Annotated in this window: 9 protein-coding genes, 1 tRNA gene and 1 pseudogene; 8 read left to right on the top strand and 3 right to left on the bottom strand. The window is 36.0% G+C overall.

Features of this window, described 5'->3' with window-relative positions:
* Positions 1 to 52: 52 nt before the first annotated feature.
* The 7 genes and pseudogenes from ssb to ACFIJ0_RS07955 all read left to right on the top strand — a co-directional run bounded on the left by ssb (position 53) and on the right by ACFIJ0_RS07955 (position 10,041).
* Positions 53 to 559 (top strand): single-stranded DNA-binding protein, encoded by a 507-nt coding sequence (ssb, locus tag ACFIJ0_RS07985; protein ID WP_015856526.1) that lies wholly within the window; start codon positions 53 to 55, stop codon positions 557 to 559.
* Between the two features lie 230 nt (positions 560 to 789).
* Complete coding sequence (gene gyrA / locus ACFIJ0_RS07980) at positions 790 to 3,573, top strand: DNA gyrase subunit A (RefSeq protein ID WP_375624006.1); 2,784 nt, start codon at positions 790 to 792, stop codon at positions 3,571 to 3,573.
* Positions 3,574 to 3,597: 24 nt separating this feature from the next.
* Positions 3,598 to 4,117: pseudogene (gene coaD, locus ACFIJ0_RS07975) on the top strand (pantetheine-phosphate adenylyltransferase).
* Positions 4,107 to 4,700: a peptidylprolyl isomerase gene (locus ACFIJ0_RS07970; RefSeq protein ID WP_375624004.1), complete on the top strand. Its 594-nt coding sequence runs from the start codon at positions 4,107 to 4,109 to the stop codon at positions 4,698 to 4,700. The pseudogene coaD and the gene ACFIJ0_RS07970 overlap by 11 nt, the downstream one beginning before the upstream one ends.
* Before the next feature lie 18 nt (positions 4,701 to 4,718).
* Positions 4,719 to 5,231: a peptidylprolyl isomerase gene (locus ACFIJ0_RS07965; protein ID WP_375624002.1), complete on the top strand. Its 513-nt coding sequence runs from the start codon at positions 4,719 to 4,721 to the stop codon at positions 5,229 to 5,231.
* Between the two features lie 1,203 nt (positions 5,232 to 6,434).
* Positions 6,435 to 7,553 (top strand): tRNA guanosine(34) transglycosylase Tgt, encoded by a 1,119-nt coding sequence (gene tgt, locus ACFIJ0_RS07960; RefSeq protein WP_375624000.1) that lies wholly within the window; start codon positions 6,435 to 6,437, stop codon positions 7,551 to 7,553.
* Between the two features lie 1,288 nt (positions 7,554 to 8,841).
* On the top strand, positions 8,842 to 10,041 hold the full coding sequence (locus tag ACFIJ0_RS07955; protein WP_375623998.1) for an MFS transporter: 1,200 nt from the start codon (positions 8,842 to 8,844) through the stop codon (positions 10,039 to 10,041).
* A gap of 42 nt (positions 10,042 to 10,083) precedes the next feature.
* Here the strand turns inward: ACFIJ0_RS07955 and ACFIJ0_RS07950 are convergent, their stop codons facing one another.
* The 3 genes from ACFIJ0_RS07950 to ACFIJ0_RS07940 form a co-directional block, all read right to left on the bottom strand.
* The gene (locus ACFIJ0_RS07950) at positions 10,084 to 11,511 is read right to left on the bottom strand and encodes an MFS transporter (protein WP_375644301.1); all 1,428 of its coding nucleotides are present in this window, start codon (positions 11,509 to 11,511) and stop codon (positions 10,084 to 10,086) included.
* A 119-nt stretch (positions 11,512 to 11,630) separates the two neighbouring features.
* A complete protein-coding gene (locus ACFIJ0_RS07945; RefSeq protein WP_375623994.1) occupies positions 11,631 to 12,845 on the bottom strand; it encodes an NADP-dependent isocitrate dehydrogenase in 1,215 nt (404 codons plus the stop codon).
* 791 nt (positions 12,846 to 13,636) lie between these two features.
* Positions 13,637 to 13,711: transfer RNA gene (locus tag ACFIJ0_RS07940), tRNA-Glu, on the bottom strand.
* Between the two features lie 1,185 nt (positions 13,712 to 14,896).
* Between ACFIJ0_RS07940 and ACFIJ0_RS07935 the strand changes: the two genes are divergently transcribed.
* Positions 14,897 to 16,216 carry a homoserine dehydrogenase gene (locus ACFIJ0_RS07935; RefSeq protein WP_375623992.1) on the top strand — a complete coding sequence of 440 codons (1,320 nt, stop codon included), beginning with the start codon at positions 14,897 to 14,899 and terminating at the stop codon, positions 16,214 to 16,216.
* Positions 16,217 to 16,338: the final 122 nt, after the last annotated feature.

Raw genomic sequence — 16,338 nt, 5'->3', positions numbered from 1 at the left:
ATAACTGTTATAAAACAGAGTATTTACGAATTAAAATTTTGGAGTTTATGCGATGGCTGGTAGCCTTAATAAAGTTATTTTGATTGGTAATCTTGGTGCGGATCCTGAAATCCGCCGTTTGAATTCTGGTGATCAAGTGGCAAATTTGCGTATTGCTACTTCAGAAAGTTGGCGTGATCGGAATACAAATGAGCGAAAAGAACGCACTGAGTGGCATAATATTGTTATTTTTAATGAAAACCTTGTTAAAGTTGCAGAGCAATATTTAAAAAAAGGCAGCAAAATTTATATTGAGGGGCAGTTACAGACACGAAAATGGCAAGATCAAAATGGAAATGACCGTTATACAACAGAGGTTGTTTTGCAAAAGTACCGTGGCGAATTACAAATGCTTGATGGCCGGGGAGCAGCGGGCGGGGAGCAAGGAGCAAGTCAAGGGGGGAGTTATAGTGGTGGTTTTGCCGATAGTAACTCAAATCAGAGAAATACTTTTGGTCAAAATAATAATCAATTAGGAGAAAGCTTTTCACATAAATTAGATGATGACGTACCTTTTTAAGAGTCTTTAATTGCAGTATTATGATTACTTTGTGATTTGTTTGTTTCAGATTTTTGAAGTTTAGCGAAGTGGAAATTGTTGATCATTATTGATAATTTTTAACATAAATTAATAACATCTTGAAAAATATTGTTAAATTTCTTTTTTTGTCATGGGGGAGAAATTAGTATTTTGGTGTATTTTTCGATATAAATAAAATGAAATGATTCTTTTTTGAAAGTTTTGAAATTGTGACCGATCTTACTCCACACCCAGAACGTGATGTGCTAACCGGTATTGAACCAATCAGTATTATTGATGAAATGCAACGCTCCTATCTCGATTATGCGATGAGCGTGATTGTTTCACGTGCACTCCCTGATGTTCGTGATGGCCTTAAGCCTGTTCATCGACGTATCCTTCATGCTATGAATGAGATGGGGCTTTCTTTCAATAAGTCGTATCGTAAATCTGCTGGTGTTGTTGGTGAGGTTATGGGGAAATTCCATCCCCATGGTGATGCTTCAATTTATGATGCTTTAGTGCGTATGGCGCAGGACTTTTCTTTAAGAAATCCATTGATTGATGGTCAGGGAAATTTTGGTTCCGTTGATGGTGATCCACCTGCGGCCATGCGCTATACTGAGTGTCGTTTACAAAAAGTTTCAGAAGAACTTTTAGCTGATATAGATAAAGATACTGTTGATTTTCAGGATAATTACGATGGGCGTGAGCGTGAACCGGTTGTCTTACCAGCGCGTTTTCCCAATCTTTTAGTTAATGGGTCAGGGGGGATTGCTGTGGGAATGGCAACCAATATTCCTCCCCATAATCTTGGTGAAGTTGTTGATGGTTGTATCGCTTTGATTGATAATCCCAATATCACACTCGATAAAATAATTGAAATTATTCCTGGTCCGGATTTTCCTACAGGGGGCATTATCCTCGGCCATTCTGGTGTCCGTGCAGCTTATGAAACAGGGCGTGGCTCAATCATTATGCGCGCTAAAGTTGATATCGAAGAAATTCGCAGTGGTCGACAAGCAATTATTGTGAGTGAGATCCCTTATCAAGTTAATAAGGCAACGATGATTGAGAAAATGGCCGAATTGGTGCGCGATAAACGCATTGAGGGAATCTCTGATTTGCGTGACGAATCTGATCGTGATGGATATCGGGTTGTGATTGAGCTGAAGAAAGATGTTGTTGCGGAAGTTGTTTTAAACCAATTATATCGGTATACGCCGCTACAAACATCTTTTGGTTGTAATATGGTTGCTTTGAATGGGGGAAAACCCGAACAGATGACGTTGCTTGATATGCTTCGTGCATTTGTTTCTTTTAGGGAAGAAGTTGTCAGTCGGCGAACAAAATATCTTTTGCGTAAAGCGCGTGAGCGAGCACATGTTTTGGTTGGTCTTGCCCTTGCGGTTGCCAATATTGATGAAATTATAGCACTTATTCGCCAGGCTCCTGATCCGCAGACAGCACGTGCACAGTTAATGGAGCGACGCTGGCCAGCGATAGATATCGCACCTTTGATTAAACTTATTGATGATCCTCGTCATATTATTCATGAGGATGGTACTTATAATCTCTCTGAAGAACAGGCGCGTGCTATTTTAGAATTGCGTTTGCAACGATTGACAGCCCTTGGGCGTGATGAAATCGCTGATGAGTTGAATAAAATTGGCGTGGATATCGCTGACTATCTTGATATCTTGGCATCACGCGTACGCATTATGTGTATTGTTAAGGATGAGTTGAGTGTTCTTCGTGAGGAATTTGCAACGCCGCGACGTACTGTATTTGGTTTTGGTAGCGCTGAGATGGAGAGTGAAGATCTAATCGCGCCAGAGGATATGGTGGTAACGGTGAGCCATAGTGGCTATATTAAACGTGTGCCTCTTAATACCTATCGTGCACAGCGACGTGGTGGTAAGGGGCGTTCTGGTATGTCCACAAAGGATGAGGATTTTGTAACGCGATTGTTTGTTGCCAATACGCATACTCCGGTTCTTTTCTTTTCATCACGTGGGATTGTTTATAAGGAAAAAGTTTGGCGACTGCCGCTGGGAACACCCCAATCGCGTGGGCGGGCTTTGATCAATATGCTTCCCTTACAACAAGGTGAGCGTATTACGACGATTATGCCTTTGCCTGAAGATGAAGCGAGCTGGAGTGCGTTGGATGTTATGTTTGCGACAACACGTGGAACTGTGCGTCGTAATAAATTATCAGATTTCGTTCAGGTTAATCGTAATGGTAAAATTGCAATGAAACTTGATGAAGAAGATGAAATTCTTTCTGTTGAAACCTGTACAGAACATGATGATGTTGTTCTAACAACAGCCAATGGACAATGTATCCGTTTCCCAGTTGTTGATGTTCGTGTCTTTGCTGGGCGTAATTCTGTGGGAGTTCGTGGTATCAATTTAGCTAAAGGCGATAAAGTCATTTCGATGACAATTTTAGAGCATGTCGAGGCAACGTCCATTGAGCGTTCTGCTTATATTAAACGTGTAATGAATGAACGGCGTGCTTCTGGTGCAGATGCTGATGTTGAAGATATTGTAACTCTTGATGAGGAAGATGGGGGTGCTGAAACAGAGTTAACAGATGAACGTTATGCAGAACTTCATGCACGTGAACAAATGCTTTTGACAGTGAGTGAGTTTGGTTATGGTAAACGCTCTTCGTCCTATGAATTCCGGATTTCGGGACGTGGCGGAAAAGGGATTCGTGCAACAGATCCATCTAAAACAGCTGAAATTGGTAAATTAGTAGCCGCTTTTCCGGTGAAGGCGCAAGATCAAATTATGTTGGTATCAGATGGGGGGCAGCTTATTCGTGTCCCTGTTGAGGGAATTCGTACTGCTGGGCGTTCAACTAAGGGAGTCACAATTTTTAATACAGCCAAGGGTGAAAGAGTCGTATCGGTTGAACGTATTTCTGAACCTGAAGATGATACGAGTTCATTAGAGGATGAAGGTGAGAAGCATTCAGATACAGTTGATATGAGCAAAGAAAAGTAATTTTGAAGAGGGTGGAGTAAAATCATGAAAATTGCTTTTTATGCAGGTTCTTTTGATCCTCTTACAAATGGTCATCTTGATGTTTTGAAAGGGTGTTTTGTGTTAGCTGATAAGGTGGTTGTCGCTATAGGGGTACAGGCTGACAAAAAAACACTCTTTAGCTTTGAAGAGCGTGTTGATTTCATTACGCAGGTAGGGAAAGACTTGTTTGGTGCAGATTCTAATCGATTGCAGGTTCTTTCATTTAGCAACCTTCTAATTGAGAAGGCGCGTGAAGTTGGTGCTTCATTTCTCATTCGTGGATTGCGTGATGGTACTGATCTTGATTATGAAATGCAAATGGCAGGGATGAATGGCGTTATGGCTCCTGAATTGCAAACTGTTTTTTTGCCGGCAAGCATTTCTGGGCGTGCGATAACTTCTACATTGGTACGCCAAATTGCCTCTATGGGAGGTGATGTGACACCATTTGTACCGCCCAATATTGCACAAGCTTTAAGCTCGAAATTCAAATCTTTTAGGGGAGAATAATTGTGTCTCGTAGAATTTTTGCTGTTTTGATATGTGTGTTTTGTTTTTTTTCACTGTTCGCTGTCGCCGGTAATTCTAGCTCAGAAAGTGATGCGAGCCTTCTTGTTTTATCTCTCAAAGATGGTGATGTCATTATTCGTCTGCGTTCTGATTTGGCGCCAAAACATGTTGCGCAAATCAAAAGATTAACAGAGGATGGGGCTTATAATAATGTTGTGTTTCATCGCGTTATTCCTAATTTCATGGCACAAACTGGTGATGTAAAGTTTGGAAAAAAAGGCAGTAGAGATTTTGATCTGAAACGCGTTGGTATGGGTGGCTCAAATTATCCCAATATACCGGCAGAGTTTTCAAAGCAGCCGTTTAAGCGTGGTACTGTTGGGATGGCACGGTCACAAGATCCGGATTCCGCGAATTCTCAATTCTTCATTTGTTTTGATGATGCTGCTTTTTTAAATGGTCAGTATACGGTTGTTGGAGAGGTGATAAAGGGGATGGATGTTGTTGATAAAATAAAAAAAGGTACGACAAGTAATAATGGATCTGTAAAAAATCCTGATGTTATTAATGCTGCTACTTTACAAGTTGAGAAATGAATCAAAGGAGCTTTCCATATGGCTGAGAATAAAAATCCAGAGAATACTTTAATTCTTGAAACAACAAAGGGCAGAGTTGTTATTGAGCTTTTGGCTAATTTAGCGCCTTGTCATGTTGCACGTATTAAAGAACTGGTACGTGAAGGTGCTTATGATAATGTTATTTTCCATCGCGTTATTGATGGTTTTATGGCGCAAACTGGGGATGTGCAATTTGGAAAGAAGGATAGTGAAAAATTCAATTTATCACGTGCGGGTATGGGGGGAGCAGAAAAACCAAATTTAACAGCAGAGTTTTCAAATCTTTCTCATAAGCGTGGTACAGTTTCTATGGCACGTAGTCAGAATCCAAATTCTGCTAATTCTCAGTTTTTTATTTGTTTTGCAGATGCTCCGTGGCTTGATCGTCAATATTCCATATGGGGACAAGTTGTTGAAGGTATGGAAAATGTTGATAAAATTAAACGTGGTGAACCTGTTGCAGATCCAGATGCAATTACCAAAGCCGTTATTGCTGCGGATGCAAAATAGTATAAATTATACTGATTTCAATTGTAAGTTTCTAAGAAAAAAATACTCTTTTCTGATCAATAAAGGCACACGAAACTCTTTTGTAGTATTACGCTTATTCTATTGCAGCATTATGTTTGAAATATATTGAGACGGATAAGAGCCTTACTAGCTGCTCCAATTTTCCTAGCAAGGTGGGTAACCAATATATATATATATATATATATATATATATCTTGGCGTAATCTTTAAAACAAGAGGACAGTTTAATTTTAGAAGAATATAAAGGCGCAGAGGTGAAACAAATGGCTAGTCTTGCCATCTCCTTTTATTCAGCTTGACTTTTTTAAAATATCTAAAGCAATATCGTTTAAATAATGAAGATTATGTATAGCTTTACGCTTTTATTTTTTCGTTTTTTAATAGAGGAACGCTCCAAACGGAATATACTTATGTTGCACATTTACGTGTTTTTTTAAGAAGCATTTCTCAGTACATATCAACATTCACTTCCACGATGACATTCATGGCGTGTATAGTTTTTAAAGCTATAAATAGTATAAAATTGATTATGCATCACCATCTTTAAAGCTTGTGAAGGAAGCAAGCGGGTACCATCATACGCTTTTCAGCCTCTAATGTTACGATAGAGCTTTTGGTATTTGAGAATCTTTACAAAAAGCATTTTTAGTGTTTTTATTTACACGTTAATTTCTTTTGTGAAGTATCTCAAGTGCCAAGAGCTATCTCAATATTGTGATTGGATAAATGATTATGCTCATTTGCGCTTTTATTAAGCTTGAGGATTGATGTGCCCAATAGATAAAAAACTTTTATCTGTAAAAGTAAAGAATATTGTAAACTGTACAATGCGTTTAGAGTTTTCTTCTATGCGTACAAAATTACTGCTTATGGAAGTATGTTAAGATGAGATTATTGTGATAATAATTTTTCAGTTCTATTAAGATTTTAGTGCGTTAAGCGCAGGTATTTTGAGGTATGATATTATAAGGATTTTACTATTTTTCTGGAGTTAGATTATCACTTTTATTATGGTGATTTCTTAACAAGAAATGTTCTTTTATCTCTTTTAATTTTTTATGCTGGTTACAATATTGAGCAAATCAAAAATTAATTCATAAAGCTTATAACAATGCTCGTAAGGGGGATATCTTTTTTCTTTCTATAGGGATATGCATTGATGGAATCAAAAAGACAAGAGTTATGATAAAGACATTTCATTATAGAAAAATTGCTCAAGATGGGTATGCACGTCGAGGCGAAATTATAACGGGGCGAGGATGTGTTCGTACACCCGCATTCATGCCTGTTGGGACGGCAGGAACCGTTAAGGCTATGTATATGGATCAAATACGTGATCTTGGTGCAGATATCATTTTGGGGAATACTTATCATTTAATGTTACGTCCAGGAGCTGAACGTGTTGCGCGTTTGGGAGGATTACATGAATTTTCACGCTGGAGCGGGCCTATTTTAACCGATTCTGGTGGCTTTCAGGTTATGTCATTGGCAGGAATCCGTAAAATTACTGAACAAGGTGTGATTTTTCGCTCTTACATTAATGGAGCTTACTATGAAATGAGTCCAGAGCGTTCTATCGAAATTCAAGAACTTCTTGGTGCGGATATCCAGATGCAGTTGGATCAATGTATTGCATTACCTGCAACTGAAAAAGAAATGGAAGAAGCTATGGAACTTTCATTGCGGTGGGCGCAGCGTTGTAAAACAGCTTTTGGAGATCAGCCAGATAAAGCATTGTTTGGGATTGTTCAAGGTGGTGATAATATGAAACTGCGTGAACGTTCTGCTCAAGCATTAAAAGAAATGGATTTAAAAGGTTACGCTATTGGAGGGCTTGCTGTTGGTGAGCCGCAGAGTGTTATGACAGCAGTATTGGATACTACTTGTCCGATTTTACCAGAGGATAAACCACGGTATCTTATGGGAGTAGGGACACCTGATGATATTTTACAAAGTGTTGCTCGTGGTATTGATATGTTTGATTGTGTTATGCCGACGCGTGCAGGACGTCATGGTTTAGCTTTTACCCGCTTTGGTAGAATTAATTTGCGTAATGCGTGTTATGCAGAAGATCCACATCCTCTTGATCCACAGTCACTTTGTCCAGCAGCACACGATTATAGTTGTGCTTATTTACATCATTTGATCAAATCTGGTGAATCTCTTGGGGGTATGTTGTTGACTTGGAATAATCTTTTTTATTACCAACAATTGATGCAGGGAATTCGTGATGCCATTGAAGAAGGCTGTTATGCTGATTTTTGCGCTGAAACACGTGCTCTATGGGCACAAGGACGCTAAAATATTAATCGTAATATAGCGCTTCATTTTTTTTATTGAATTTATTCTTGTACTTACAAATTTAGCTAAAAATATGAAATTAGACACACCTTCCAAAATTATAAAATTGCACTGTTCTAAGATATAAAAGTACGGTTTTATAGGGCATATATTCTTTTTCTAATTACTATATAAAACAGAAACTGTTACTCCGGTACGCGCTACCTGATCCGGAGAAAAACAGTTTATTTCTGTTTCTGATGACTGTTTAAAGCAACAATGTTAATGAGGCGTTAGCGAATTCTTAAAGAAGGATGAAAATTGTATTTTTGTGAGCTACTTTATGTTTTTTATTACTAATGGTAAAGAATGGGTTATATACAACCGCATAGATAAATTTTTAGAAAATTAAAAGAAAACTAAAATAAGATTACAACATTTAAAGTGTTATAATTTTATATTTTAGTTTTATATCTTATTATAATTATTATTTACAATAGATTTATGTAATATTATTAATCTATACAATAAAAAACTATAGATATTATGGCATAAAAAATTAAATATTAATCATGATAATTAGCATATTTATAAAATATCAATAAATATATTAAGATAAAACTTATTATATTTGTTTTCTGCTCTATTTATAGAATTATATCTTAAAATAACCATAATATATTTACGTGAATATTTTAATTTACAGATATGAGTTAGATATCTGAGGCGATTCCTCTGTTAGATGAGGGAGGGATAAAGATGCCTAAAAGAGGATATTTAATAAATCTAGAAACCAAGCATGAGATTTTTTTAAAGGACTCTGTAATAGTTTATAAGAATGCTGTAAAGTTGAAATTATAGCTTACCGATTTGGAGGATCTGCATTCAGGTAACAAAAATAAAGCAACAATGATTTTGGAAGAAGTTTTATCTTTGTATCAAGATAATGATGGGGTATTTTTCACTTGTTTGAAATGCATTATTCGACAAATTTTAGAATTATTTATAGGGTATAGTATATCGTTGCAAAATAAAGGTTTCACTGTAAAATTGGAACTGCTGAAAAGAGGAAACAAAGTTTATTATCTGGCAGATCTGATAAAAATAGGTAAATACGTCTATAACTTTGAGGTTTTCAAAGATTTTCCGTTAAAGAGTCTTACTTAAAATTTCATAAAATGCTTTATATGTCAAAATATTTCTAAAACTTTATTGGGGACTATTGGGCGTGCGTATAACAATTTTTTGAATTTTTGTTTGTGTGTATTACAGATATCTACAGTTAAAACTCCTATCCAGAAGTGGTGATATGAAGGATTTTTATAGACAAAAGGTTCTTGCATTGGGAATTGATTCGAGAATACGGCGTTTAATAATTTTAGCTCTTGCAGTGGGGAGTTTTGCTATTGGTACTGCAGAGTTTGTTGCAATGGGGCTACTGCCAGAGATGGCACGAAGTTCATATGTTGATATTCCTACCGCTGGTCAATATATTTCTGCTTATGCATTAGGAGTTGTGATTGGAGCACCTCTTTTAGCTGTGGCAACAGCTCAGGTATCACGCAAAACTGTTTTGATAGGATTGATGCTTTTTTATGCTTTAGCAAATATTGCTAGTGCCTTTGTTTCTGATTTTAGCATATTAGTAGTATTACGCTTTCTCAGTGGACTTCCCCATGGAATCTATTTTGGGCTTGCGGCTATGGTTGCCTCTTCAATGGTAGAAATGAAAGAACGTTCTAAAGCTGTTGGATATGTTATGCTTGGCTTAACAATTGCAACCGTTTTGGGAGCACCCAGTGCTACTTGGATTGGTCAACTTATTGGTTGGCAGATTGCTTTTGTCCTTGTGGGTATGATTGCTTTATTATGTTGTTTTCTTATTTGGAATTTTTTGCCTTGTGATTCAAGTTTTCCAAAAACGAATCCTTTGCACGAAATGCGTGCATTAAAGCAAAAGCAGGTGTGGCTTCTTTTGTTGATGGTTTCGGTGGGAGCGTCAGGATTATTTTCTGTTTTCACTTATATCAAGTCAACATTAATGCATATTTCTGGTGTTTCACTTGAATGGGTACCATTTATCATGCCGTTAGTTGGATTGGGAATGGTGGCAGGAAATCTTTTGGGTCCTAAATTAGCTGTTAAAATTGGTATTTCTCCGATGATATTTTTTTCTATGCTTTGGAGCATATTTGTTTTTTTTCTTTTTTTCTTTTTATCCTATGCTCCGTTAACAGCAGCAATAGGATGCTTTTTTGTTGGGACTTCTTTTGCTGCTATGCCTTCTATACAAACAAAAATTATGGATGTTGCACTACAGGGACAGATTTTGGCAGGAGCATTAATGCAGTCTGCTTTTAATATTGCCAACGCTCTTGGTGCAGAATCTGGAGCATTAGTTTTAAAATTGGGCTATAGTTATGAATATACAGCTGTTTTAGGAAGTGTTCTAACTTTGTGTGGATTAATGGTTTTTTGCGTCTCATGGTATATGGAGAAGTATGCTTAATATTTTTCATTTTTTTAATGAAGAAGGTATTTTTATGTTTATTTAATTATTGGAATGTCCTGTTGGATTTTTTAATATGCAGTAAGAAATGCGCAGCGATAATGGAATAGCAAAACAAAATAAAAAACCAATGAGCACTATAAAAAGAGTTTTTGCTGCTAAGATCATTCCTATTGTTCCTCCAGGATTAAAGAGTCCAGCAAGATTGGTGATAACTCCGGTTAGAGTTGCACTCAATGCAGCTGAAAATAGTTGTACCGAGGTAAGGGATTCACTGGCACGTAGAGCATCTTCATCATTTGTACATTTTAAGATCCGTGTGAGCAAATGTGGCCATGCTATGCCCGCACTGATTCCAATAGAAAATAGTGCTAAGCAAATAATAAAAATACATTCAAGTGTGGAAACTTCTGTTGGGATGAGCCATAAAAGAATCGCTATGCCTAACAGTTTTAATAGGGGCGAGTATACAATGATGTTGCGAATTTTTTTTGTGGAGACAGCAGCACTTGAGAGGGCTCCACACGTCCACCCTAGGCTCATAAGTGCTGCTATATAACCGGCAATAAGTGGAGCTTGTCCATGAAGTTCTTGAAGAAAAAGTGGTAAATAAAGTTCTATACTATACACGACTGTTGTCATAACGAGTATTAATGCATAAACAGGAAAAATTTCAGAAGAGAAAGAAAAGGATTTGCGTGGCAACATAGGATGAAAGCTAGATGATTCGATTTTTGCTAGAACAAAGAGAAGACTAAGTCCGATAACTAATCCGCAAATTTTTGCCATTGTTGTGTCCATAGCTCCTCCAACAGAAATGATAAAAATCAATAAGGTGAGTATGAGAAGCTGGAGAAGAGGGAGGGGGGATGTTAGAACATAGTTTTCATTCTTTTTAGGTAAAATTTTAAAGGCTATGAGTGAGAAGAATATAGCTAACGCGCCAATGATCCAAAAGGATGCTCTCCATAGACCATAATATACAGAAATTCCTCCGATCGCTGGTCCTAGCAAGGTTGATATTCCCCACATTCCGGAGATAACACTTAATGCGTGTGACCATAAAGATGGGCTAAAAACAATACGTACCATGGAATAAGATAGAGACAACAAAGAACCACTTCCCAATCCTTGAATAAAGCGTCCTATTAAAAATAATGGCATAGATGAAGAAATGCTGCACAGGAAAGTGCCTAGGGTAAAGATAAGTCCAGAGATCACATAAGCGTTGCGAGGACCTAATTTCCCTAATATTTTTGTTGAAAGCGAAGTACCAAGGAGTGAAGCTGTAATAAAGACAGTTGCCACCCAAGAATAATATATCTCATTGCCAATATGCTTCATAAGGGAGGGTAAAATAGTAATAACAATATAAACGTTAGTGGCGTGTAACACAACACCACCTGCAAACGTTAAAAAGCAAAGACCATTTTTGCCCAATAAAAGCGCAGACCAGCTTTGTTTTTTCACTGTTTTTTTGCTATTTAATAAAAATTTATTCTCTTTTTACTTATAAGGTACTTCTTTGAATTTGCCAAGAGAAATTCAAAGCTCTGTTGAGAGCTTTGAATTTTAATTTAAGTAATAACTTAATTGCCCATTGCTTTTTTGAGATTCTCATCAATTTTATCGAGGAAACCTGTTGTAGAAAGCCATTTTTGTTTAGGACCAATCAAAAGTGCAAGATCTTTAGTCATAAAACCTTCTTCGACGGTTTTGATACAAACTTCTTCCAATGTCGTGGAAAAGTTTTTTAATTTCTTATTATTATCTAGTTTAGCACGGTGTGCCAGTCCACGCGTCCATGCGAAAATAGATGCAATAGAATTTGTTGATGTTTCTTCATTTTTTTGATGCTGACGATAATGGCGTGTTACGGTGCCGTGTGCTGCCTCTGCTTCAACAATTTTACCGTCAGGTGTCATGAGAACAGAAGTCATGAGACCAAGAGAACCGAAGCCTTGGGCAACAATATCAGATTGAACATCACCATCATAGTTTTTACATGCCCATACGTATCCACCTGACCACTTTAATGCAGAAGCAACCATATCATCAATAAGACGGTGTTCGTAATATAATTTACGGTTTTCAAATTCAGTTTTAAATTCCGTATCGAATATTTCTTGAAAGATATCTTTAAAACGACCATCGTAAGTTTTTAGAATGGTATTTTTTGTTGAAAGATAAACAGGAACATTCCGTTGTAGTCCATAATTAAAGGATGCGCGGGCAAAATCACGAATTGACTCATCAAGGTTATACATAGCCATAGCAACCCCTGCGCTTGGGGCATCAAAAACATCATGTTCAATAACTTGATTGTCATCACCTACAAATTTAATACTTAATTTCCCTTTTCCTGGAAATTTAAAATCTGTTGCTTTGTATTGATCACCAAAAGCGTGACGTCCGATAATAATTGGCTTTGTCCAGTTAGGAACAAGGCGAGGGACGTTTTTACAGATAATGGGTTCGCGAAAAATGACTCCTCCTAAAATATTGCGGATTGTGCCATTAGGTGATTTCCACATTTTTTTTAGGTTAAATTCTTTAACGCGTGCCTCATCAGGTGTGATGGTTGCACATTTTATACCAACTCCATATTTTTTGATAGCATTGGCAGAATCGATAGTTACCTGATCATTGGTTGCATCACGATTTTCGACGGAAAGATCATAATATTTGAGATCAATGTCGAGATAGGGATGAATTAATTTATCTTTGATATATTTCCAGATTATACGGGTCATCTCATCCCCATCAAGTTCAACAACGGGGTTTTCCACTTTGATCTTTACCATTAGAAGTCCTTTTTCTTTTAAGTGATATTACTTTATAGTACTTTCAAGTTTATAATGAAAAGTAAAAACAAGGGAAAAAAGCATTCAAATATGAGCTTTTAGAATCTATCATCAATAGAGTGTAAAATTTTGTTGGGAGGTTTAATTTTTGAAAAGAAGTGATGTGTTTGCAAATTTATAATTATTCTATGATTGATGAAGAATCTGTTTAATAGATAAGGTAGTTAGATCACTGGGGAACAGGGATTAAGCGTTTTTGTTATCAGAGATTCCATTTAATAAGTTGATCGTATTCTAAATTATATTTTCTTGATTTGTTGTGTTAGGTGAATAAGAATCTATTTTTATATCGCCATTTCAATACTAAGATTACGGTCTATTTGTCTATAGAAAAGTTTAATGTGATACAAAGGCACTATAATTAGAAATGCTTCATATAAAATGCGTTTGGGGTAAATTTCAGTTTTGAAGGTTGGAAGAAACGTATAAATGATGTAGTTGGTTTTAATTTAAAAATGAACAGCATACGCAAGAATATGGCTTATAAATTTACTGTATCGCGAGCTAGGACCCTCTAATTTTTATATTTTATCGATTTTTATTGTTATTAACTGTACGCAGTAAAGCACTATTCCCGAAATACAATAAAGAAATTAACCACCTAATGATTCTTGTATCCTTTTTACGAAGAGATTCCTTTTAAAATCTTATTCCCTCGCTTTATATTTATGCATCCCTCATTTTTAAAAACACAAATAAAATGAATATATTACACATAGAGAAAAGGATAATGGTACGCCCAAGGGGAATCGAACCCCTGTTTCCGCCGTGAAAGGGCGATGTCCTAACCGCTAGACGATGGGCGCAAACCAATGATGAGGCTTATAGAGAGGATCGTTTTACTTCGCAAGCCCTCTATGCCATTTTTTTTGAAAAAAGTGTGTTTTATTGAATAATTTTTGAGCGATTCCTGTTTGGATTGTTTCTTTTCAGTTTGAGTAGTAGGCAAAAATGATCAAAAAAGCATTTTAAATGTATTTATTTTTTGCATATTTTATCGTTTGTTATCTTTGCTTGCACATGAGAATATTATTTAACTTTCTTGAAGAGCCTTTATAAAGAAGATTTCTCATTTGAGCTTATCATAAAGCAAAAACTGTATAATTTATGAAGTATAAAGAAAATATTTATTATAAAATTAACAAATAATACAAAATTTATGAATCATAATACATATATTAATTTCAGTCTAACAAAATATAAAAAGCTTCTGTATGATAAAAAGAAAATATTAAAGTAATTTTTATATAATATATTAAAAAACCTTCATTTTTTCTCTCACATATTGAGAAGGTTCTTTATCTGAAAATGAATAAGCGTGGGTAAAGGGCAGATTGAGGTTTTTGTCATTTCAATTTTCTGGTTTTTTGAAGGGGTGGCAATAAGTTGAGGTAAAATATGCGAATTTTGCAAATTTATTGTCCATATTTATAATATTTCAGAATTATGGTGTGCACATATTAAGTCTTGTTTTTTACTTTAATGTAAGGTTCTATTTTGATAGATGGTACGTTAAGATTTTTTCATTAAAGATTTATAGTTCAAGATATGGAATGGTAGGAAGGAATGTGGTATTATTTACTGATCTACTTTATTTTATCCTTTCTCTTAATTTATCATATGAAAGAATGTTTTTTGTTCAATACTTGTTGATTTAGAAGAGATGTTTTTATTATTTCTTACCAAGTTTTCAATATTCTTTAACTTTTTATTGATTACTTTTTAGAACTTTTTTATGGCAACTTGTATTTATCATTTTTACAGATTTTCATTCTGAATTAGATCTTTTATAAAGATTCTAAACTCTTTGAAAACAATAAATATTATATTTTTAGGAATGTTGATTGAACAAGCGAGGATAATTCTATTGGAGAAAATGAAGTGAATAGAGTGGGGTATTTCTTTTGTTCTTATGGATGTAAGTGTTCTTTGTGTTGAGTAGCAAATCATTTAAACGATTTTTCAGTGAAGATAGGGATCAGTGGTTAATAATGGCAGAAGCTTTAAAAGTTGGTATTGCGGGACTTGGTACGGTTGGTACTTCAGTTGTTCGAGCTCTATGTGAAAAAGCGAATAGTTTAGCTTGTCAATGTGGGCGATTCATCAAAGTCGTTGCTGTTAGTGCGCGCGATAAAAGCCGTAATCGTGGAATTGATCTCAGTGATATAAAATGGTTTGATTCACCTGTGGAGTTGGCTGCTTCTGATGAGATTGATGTTTTTGTAGAGTTAATTGGTGGTAAATTGGATGTGGTGTATACCGCTGTTAAGAGAGCGCTTGAGGCAGGACATCATGTTGTAACAGCCAATAAAGCTCTTCTTGCTCGACATGGAGTAGAGCTGGCTATAATTGCAGAAAAAAAAGGTGTTTTTCTTCATTTTGAAGCCGCTGTTGCAGGGGGAATTCCTGTCATCAAAGCGATGAGAGAATCACTTGTCAGTAATTACATATCGCGAATTTATGGTATTCTCAATGGAACCTGTAATTATATATTAACACGCATGTTTACGGAAGGTCTTTCATTTAAAGATTGTTTAGCAGATGCACAGAGACTGGGGTATGCTGAAGCAGATCCAACTTTTGATATTGAGGGAAATGATACTGCTCATAAATTAGCTTTGTTGACAAGCTTGGCATTTGGAACAGCTGTTTCGTTAGATGATGTTTATGTTGAAGGAATTCGTAATATTTCGCAAATTGATATTCGAGCAGCTGATGAGTTGGGATATCGGATTAAGCTTTTAGGGGTTGCATTAAAAACGGATTCTGGAATAGAGCAACGCGTTCATCCAACAATGGTACCAACGTCCTCAATGATTGCACAGATAAATGGCGTAACCAATGCTCTTTCTATTCAAAGTGATTTATTAGGTGAATTACTGTTTTCTGGTCCTGGCGCCGGAGGAATGGCAACAGCATCAGCCGTTATTGGTGATTTGGCTGATATAGCAAAAGCGCGTTCTGGTTTTCAGTATGCACCTGTTTTAAGACGTCCAGCATTAGAACTTTCTCCTCATAAAAAAGCACGTATTTCGCATCATGCAGGTGGTTATTTTATTCGTTTAAATGTTCATGATCGTACTGGTGTTTTTGCCGCGGTAGCAAGGCATATGGCTGATAATCACATTTCATTGGAATCGATTGTTCAAAGATCTTTTGTAGAAGATCAAATTGAAAAAACAATTATTTTAATTACGCATGAAACAACAGAGTCGAATGTACGACAGGCACTTGCAGAAATTGAAAAAGATGGACATCTTGTTGCAAAATCTCAATTTATTCGTATTGAATCTATGGCAGAGAATTGTTAACTTATCATTGATAATGACAAAAAGGTAAGCTTGAGTTTTTTATCTTTTGTGGAAAATTTTCATCTTTGTCAAAAACTTTATTCTTAGTATTTAATTAAGGGCTTATATTTTTTCTGGTATTC

Source organism: Bartonella sp. OC68QHHN (assembly GCF_042193875.1).
Lineage (GTDB): Bacteria > Pseudomonadota > Alphaproteobacteria > Rhizobiales > Rhizobiaceae > Bartonella > Bartonella grahamii_A.
Note: the sequence above shows the minus strand (reverse complement) of the source record. Positions and strands in the feature narration are given on the sequence as shown.